This is a genomic window from Bartonella sp. AD328YNZD (genome assembly GCF_042196425.1).
The window spans coordinates 1-6,852 of the sequence record NZ_JBHIQG010000112.1; the positions used below are offsets into that span (position 1 = coordinate 1).

General features: G+C 37.1%; 3 protein-coding genes and 1 pseudogene. 1 reads left to right on the forward strand and 3 read right to left on the reverse strand.

Translation table 11 applies throughout. The features are described from left to right. From prfB to ACFIO3_RS06595, 3 genes and pseudogenes are all read right to left on the reverse strand, one after another. Positions 1–129, reverse strand: a pseudogene (gene prfB / locus ACFIO3_RS06585) (peptide chain release factor 2); the annotation flags it as partial. A 170-nt stretch (positions 130–299) separates the two neighbouring features. Continuing rightward, positions 300–2,765: a penicillin-binding protein 1A gene (locus ACFIO3_RS06590; RefSeq protein ID WP_375606851.1), complete on the reverse strand. Its 2,466-nt coding sequence runs from the start codon at positions 2,763–2,765 to the stop codon at positions 300–302. Between the two features lie 170 nt (positions 2,766–2,935). Then, entirely contained in the window at positions 2,936–4,165 is a 1,230-nt protein-coding gene (locus ACFIO3_RS06595) for an N-acetylmuramoyl-L-alanine amidase (RefSeq protein ID WP_375606850.1), read from the reverse strand. 606 nt (positions 4,166–4,771) lie between these two features. Between ACFIO3_RS06595 and ACFIO3_RS06600 the strand changes: the two genes are divergently transcribed. Further along, positions 4,772–6,852 (forward strand): ribonuclease E/G (locus ACFIO3_RS06600; RefSeq protein WP_375704219.1); only part of this gene is annotated, 2,081 nt, incomplete at its 3' end.

The window sequence follows — 6,852 nt, forward strand, 5'->3', positions numbered from 1 at the left end:
GATGGATCTTCCGCTTTTTGATTAAGATATTCGAGACGTTTTAGTGATTGATCCCAGTCAAAGATGCCCCCTTAGCAATTGAATTGCTTTCTGGATTTCATAAACTAATGTTTCTATTTCTGCTCGCATAATTTAACACCGTATTTTTTAATACTCTTTCTGGTTATGTCTCTTAGCATTTTATACAAATTTAAGAGCTGCTATCAGAAAATGGTACGGTTTTATCATTCTATTTACGGAACCGACATTGTAAAAAAATAGATAAAAACCATAACTCATGGCAAAAAAGATTTTATCGATTAATACAGCCCACCCGTCCCACTTTCAAGAGCTTTATTGACTTGTGGAGAAGTGGTTACTGCAGGAACACCTTCTTGAAAAGAATTCGTACTCCCAATGACTTGATAGATATCAGCAGGACCAGTCCCTGGTTTAAATGCTTCTATAATGACATCTTGATCTCCTCTTTCGGCAAGCATTCCTGTTTTTCGATTAATTGGCATTAAAATCATACCCTTTGGCATCTTAAAGGGAACATCTGGCTTCCCTTTAAGAGCATCTACCATAAAATCACCAAAAATAGGTGCAGCTAATGAACTTCCTGTTCCATTATATCCTAACGGAGCTGGTTGATCATAACCGACAAAAATACCAACGACAATGTCAGGAGTAAATCCCATAAACCAGACATCCTTAGAGTCATTGGTTGTTCCTGTTTTAGCGGCAATATGTCGATTAAGATAACGTAAACGTGCCGCAGTACCACGCTGAACAACCCCTTCCATCATCGATGTAATTTGATAAGCCGTCATAGGGTCAAGAACTTGATCTCGCTCATCAATCAATGTGGGCTCACTTTGATTATTCCATGAATTCGTATTACAATTTTCGCAAATACGATCATCATGACGATAAATTGTCTTCCCATAACGATCTTGAATTCTGTCTATCAGAGAAGGTTTAATAGAGCGTCCGCCATTGGCAATAACGGAATAAGCTGTAACCATCCGTAATACTGTTGTTTCACCAGCCCCTAAAGCCATGGGAAGATAAGGCTGCAATTTATCTACCACCCCAAAACGTTCTGCATATTCAGCGACAAGAGGCATTCCCATATCATTGGCAAGCCGTATTGTCATAAGATTACGAGAATGCTCAATACCGTAACGCAACGTTGAAGGTCCTGCAAAGGTACCACCATAATTTTTGGGTTGCCAAACTTCACCATTATATTGACGAACTTCTATGGGGCCATCTAAAACAACGGATGCTGGTGTATATCCGTTATCAAGAGCTGCTGCATAAACAAAAGGCTTAAAAGCAGACCCCGGTTGGCGGTAAGCTTGGGTTGCACGATTGAATTCAGATTCGGCAAAAGAAAATCCTCCCACCATAGCAAGAACACGCCCTGTATGAGGTTCCATAGCAACAATTGCACCTTCAACCTTTGGAATTTGTTGTAAACGATAAGTGTTGTTTGTATTGGATAGTTTTTCAACAAAAATGACATCCCCAACTTGCAGAACATGAGATAAGTTCTGAACAGTTTTTCGATAACCATTTTCTTTTACAACATGGAGAGCCCATTTTGAATCAGCTTCAGATAAAACAGCAATTTCCCGTTTTTGGGATAATATACCTGAAGCTTCGTGCTGTGGCTGTAAACCAATCTCTACTTTGTTGGGATTAGTAGAAAGAACAACAGCTAAACGCCATTCAGGAACATCACTTAGCCCTGTGATATTTGCAAGTTCTGTCCCCCAATCACCTTTCTCATCAATATGCGCATAAGCTCCACGCCATCCTTGCGCATGATCAAATCTAATTAATCCATTGTGCAAAGCACGTCGTGCAATAAGTTGTAAATGCGGATCAAGCGTTGTACGAATGGAAAGCCCACCTTCATAAAGTGTTTTAGCCCCATAGCGATGTATTAAACGACGCCGCACTTCTTCAGTAAAATAATCAGCCGCAAAAACATAGCTATCACTCCCACGTATTGTCGCTCCTAAAGGTTTAGCTTTCGCTTTTTCACCTTGTTCACGCGTTACATATCCATTTGCAATCATACGGTCTATAACCCAATTACGCCGTTCAATAGCACGTTGTGTATTCTTAAATGGATCATAATTTGCTGGTCCTTTTGGAAGAGCAGCCAAATAAGCACATTGTTCTAGCGTCAGATCATTAACGGATTTATTAAAATAAGTCAAAGAAGCTGCTGCTATACCATAAGTGCCACGACCCAGATAAATTTCATTGAGGTAAAGCTCGAGAATATGATCTTTTGAATAAGTTTTCTCAATACGCATTGCTAAAATAGCTTCCTTAAATTTACGTTCTAACGTTGTTTCTGAACTTAAAAGGAAGTTTTTAGCGACTTGTTGCGTTATAGTTGATGCACCCTCTGGACGTCTTCCAGAACCAATATTACGAATATTATTGATCAAAGCGCGAGAAAGCCCTTCGGGATCTAAACCAAAATGATGATAAAAATTCTTGTCTTCAGCCGAAACAAAAGCATCTATAACAAGCTTTGGTATTGATTGAATCGGCAAATAAAGACGGTGTTTTGTTGCAAACTCTGCCATAAGACGACCATCAGAAGCATGGACGCGGGTCATTACTGGCGGCTCATAAAGTGAAAGAACTTCATAATCAGGAAGCGCATTTGCTTGACCACTGGTCATAACACCCCACATTATTGCACCACAAAGTCCAATAGCAACAAAAAAACGAAGAAGATATCTTAAAAAAATCATCATAAAAACGGCTATCGCTTTCTTAAGAATTAATCAAAGAAAAAATACGTTATACTTCAAACACACCAAGTGGATAACACCACAAGATTGAGATCAAGAGAAATTGTTTTCTATCTTTTATTTATACTAGGGTACACTAGAAGCCCCTATTGATACTCTATTTTCTCACAAATTTAAAGAGGCTGTATCATTTTCTGCCTATAATCAGCAAATTGACGAATAGAATGAGCAATAGAGGCTGCCATTTGTTTTCTCCAATGAGGATCATTTAATAACTTTTCGTCCTCTTTATTGGATAAATAACCTATCTCTATCAAGACTGAGGGTATATCTGAAGCTCTTAAAACTTGAAAATTAGCGTACCGATGTGGGTTATTAATCAAGTTAATATGATTCTTTGATAAACTTGAAATAACACTATTTGCAAAATTAACCGAAAATGTATGTGTTTCACGTCGTGTAAGATCCATCAAAATATCTGTAACTTCGAGCGTTTCATCTGCAGGCAAACCATCAAGCAAATCAACTTTATTTTCATTTTCAGCTAAAGATTTTGCAATGGCATCAGAGGCTTTGTCTGATATGGTATACACTGTGGCACCGCGAAGAGAATGTAGATCAATCGTATCCGCGTGAATAGATATAAAAAGATCAGCATCAAACTCTTGCGCTTTTTTAACTCTTTCACTTAGTCTTAAAAAAATATTGGAATCTCGTGTTAAAGCAACGGTAATATGAGAATCCTTTTGTAATTCGTCTCGCAATGCACGCGCAAAGTCTAAAGTCACATCTTTTTCTAAAATTCCAGTAACACCCCGTGCACCACCATCAATACCACCATGACCAGGATCAAGAACAACACGGAAATTATATGCTGGCATTAACTGTGTTTTTGTATCAAAATTGCTTCTTTGCTGTTTTTTTAATATCTCATCAAATTTTTCTTGTGTACTTTTACGAATATCAATCAGCAACTGCCATAAACCATTATTTAATTTTTTTACGACATTTTTTTCAACCACAAAAGCCGTTTTACTTGTCAAAATAATGCGTGAAGTCTGTATGTCAGAGAAAGCATAACGAACATCTGAAAGCATAACAGATAATGTATTCCGTTTCTTTAAAGGCGTATTTTGCATCGAAAAGTCAATTGTAGGTAAATTGATAACCAAACGTGCTGGCCTGTCCAAAATCTGTAAACGAACATTTGGTTTTGAATTAAAAACCGCAATAATACGCGTATGAACACTATCACCAATGGTTCGAAAATTAATAAGTCTCAGAGGATCTGCGGCTTGAACACTAGTTTGGAGTAGCAAAAAAGATAATAAAAAGTATGTGACGAGCACAATAACATCCCCATAAGCTGTTTTCAGCTTTTTGGTAAAAAAAACTTTTATCATAAGCAAAATACTCTACATTACCTTTGTAATAATTTATCTTGGTTACATAAAACGATACACCAATTTATCTCTATTTTTCAATAAAAGCTAAATAAACACCTCAAAATGGAATTAAGGTCATAAAGATATTATAATTATACATGATTTACATTGTTACTTGCCAAATTTACATTGTTACTTGCCAAACGCATGATATCAACATAAAAGAATATTTATGCTTCCTAGCTGATAATAGTCATCTAAATTATCTACAACTCATATTAAGTTGTCTTTAGGGGTTTTTTGTCTATTATGCGTTGAGACTTTTTTATGGATGAAAAATTTCTATGTTGTAACATTAGGATTGCATTACTTAAGATTCGTTGGTTCGGATATCCGAACTGTTTTAAAGATTATTTTACCGGAGACTTTTAAGAAATATGAGTCATAAAAAACAGATGGAAATAATGATGAGAAATGGTGTAAATGCAGTCATGCCTTTGCACGTGGTGTTCCGTCCTGTTTTTCTGGTACCTCCCTTTTATGGCAGACAGCCTTTTATGTTTACGAATAGTTATAGCATTCGTTTGAATAAAATTGTGCATGTCGCCTTCAGGATATTAACTTATGTCAAACAAAATGCTTATAGATGCCTCCCATCCGGAGGAAACACGTGTTGTTGTTGTTCACGGCAACAAAATTGAAGAACTTGATTTTGAATCAGAACATAGAAAACAGCTCAAGGGGAATATTTATCTCGCACGTATTACGCGTGTAGAACCGTCTCTCCAAGCAGCTTTTGTTGAATATGGTGGAAACCGACATGGTTTTTTAACATTTTCTGAAATTCATCCTGATTATTATCAAATTCCTATTGCTGATCGCCTTGCTCTTCTTGAAGAAGAAGAAAAAGAAGCTGTAGGAGAAAATTCTATAGATACCTTTACGGAAGAAGCAACTAAAAATAAAAAACGCTCCAGAAGAACAAAAAAAAGTGAAAAAAACAATGTTATAGCAGCCGATATTGAAAATGATATCACATCTGAAGCGACAATAATTGATAATACAGAAGAAGCATTAAATGCCAATATCTCTTACGATGAGATTGAAATGGTCGGTGCTGAGGACATCCGTGAAGAGCTCCCGATTTATCAAAGAAAACAAGGGCGCCAGTATAAAATTCAAGAAGTCATTAAACGACGTCAAATTTTGTTGGTACAAGTTATCAAAGAAGAGCGTGGTAATAAAGGTGCTGCCCTTACAACATATCTATCTCTAGCTGGTCGTTACTCTGTTCTAATGCCCAACACAGCACGTGGTGGTGGTATTTCACGAAAAATTACGAACGTACAAGACCGTAAGCGTCTTAAAGAAATCGTAAAAGAATTAGCCGTTCCAAAAGGTATGGGAGTTATCTTACGAACCGCTGGTGCCAATAGAACAAAAGCTGAAATTAAACGTGATTATGAATATCTTATGCGGTTATGGGATACTATTCGCACTTTGACACTCGAGTCAACGGCGCCATGCCTTGTCCATGAAGAAAGCAATCTCATCAAGCGTTCTATACGAGATCTTTACAATAAGAACATTAGTGAAATTCTTGTATCTGGAGACCAAGGATATCGTGAAGCGAAAGACTTTATGCGTATGCTCATGCCAAGTCATGCAAAAGTTGTGCAACCTTACCGTGATCCTACGCCCATTTTTGCAAGAAATAATATTGAAATTCAACTTGATAAAATGTTGCAACCACAAGTTTCTTTAAAATCTGGTGGTTATCTTGTTATTAATCAAACAGAAGCACTTGTTGCTATTGACGTAAATTCTGGCCGCTCTACGAAAGAATTCTCTGTCGAAAAGACAGCCTTACAAACTAACCTTGAAGCTGCTGAAGAAGTCGCGCGTCAATTACGCTTGCGTGACCTTGCTGGTTTAATTGTGATTGATTTTATCGATATGCTTGAAGAACGTAATGTGAAGCTTGTCGAAAAAAAATTAAAAGATTGTTTAAAAAACGATCGTGCTCGTATTCAAGTTGGTCATATTTCACACTTCGGCCTTTTAGAAATGAGTCGTCAACGTATTCGCATATCGGTTTTAGAAAGTACGACACAGCCATGCCCACATTGCGCAGGAACAGGAACTATACGTTCTGAATCATCAATTGCGTTACATGTCATGCGCTCAATTGAAGAATATCTTCTTCATAATTCGCAACATAATATTATCGTGCGCACTCCCGTAGCAACTGCGCTTTATGTATTAAATCATAAACGCAATATTCTTGTTAATTTAGAAGCTCGCTTTAAACTTAATATTAGTATTGAAGCAGATGATAGTATTGGAACACAACATCTTGTTATTTCTAAAGGCTCAATAGCAGAGAGAATTTCTCAATCTTCATTGGAAGGTGACAATAAGCAAGAAATTGAAGATTCTGTTTTCATAAAGAGTGAATCTATTGAAAATCCATCTCCCATTGAAACAAACCAAAAGCGTCGGCGCAAAAATCGTCACGGTGAAATTACTGATCATTCTCTCTCCAACGTTCATAAAAAAGAAGATACCTTGAATGATGATTCTTATCATCGAGGACGTCGTCGAGGACGTCGTGGTGGTCGACGCAATCAAGATAATAGTTTTCATCAGATTCGCGTTCCTTATGCAGAACCAGTGGGAGATTTTGCTAAGCAAGCTTTAGCAGA

What these genes read in the sequence shown, in the direction of transcription:
- ACFIO3_RS06590 (WP_375606851.1), bottom strand. Translation starts at nt 2,765, where the DNA reads ATGATGATTTTTTTAAGATATCTTCTTCGTTTTTTTGTTGCTATTGGA.
- ACFIO3_RS06595 (WP_375606850.1), bottom strand. Translation starts at nt 4,165, where the DNA reads ATGATAAAAGTTTTTTTTACCAAAAAGCTGAAAACAGCTTATGGGGAT.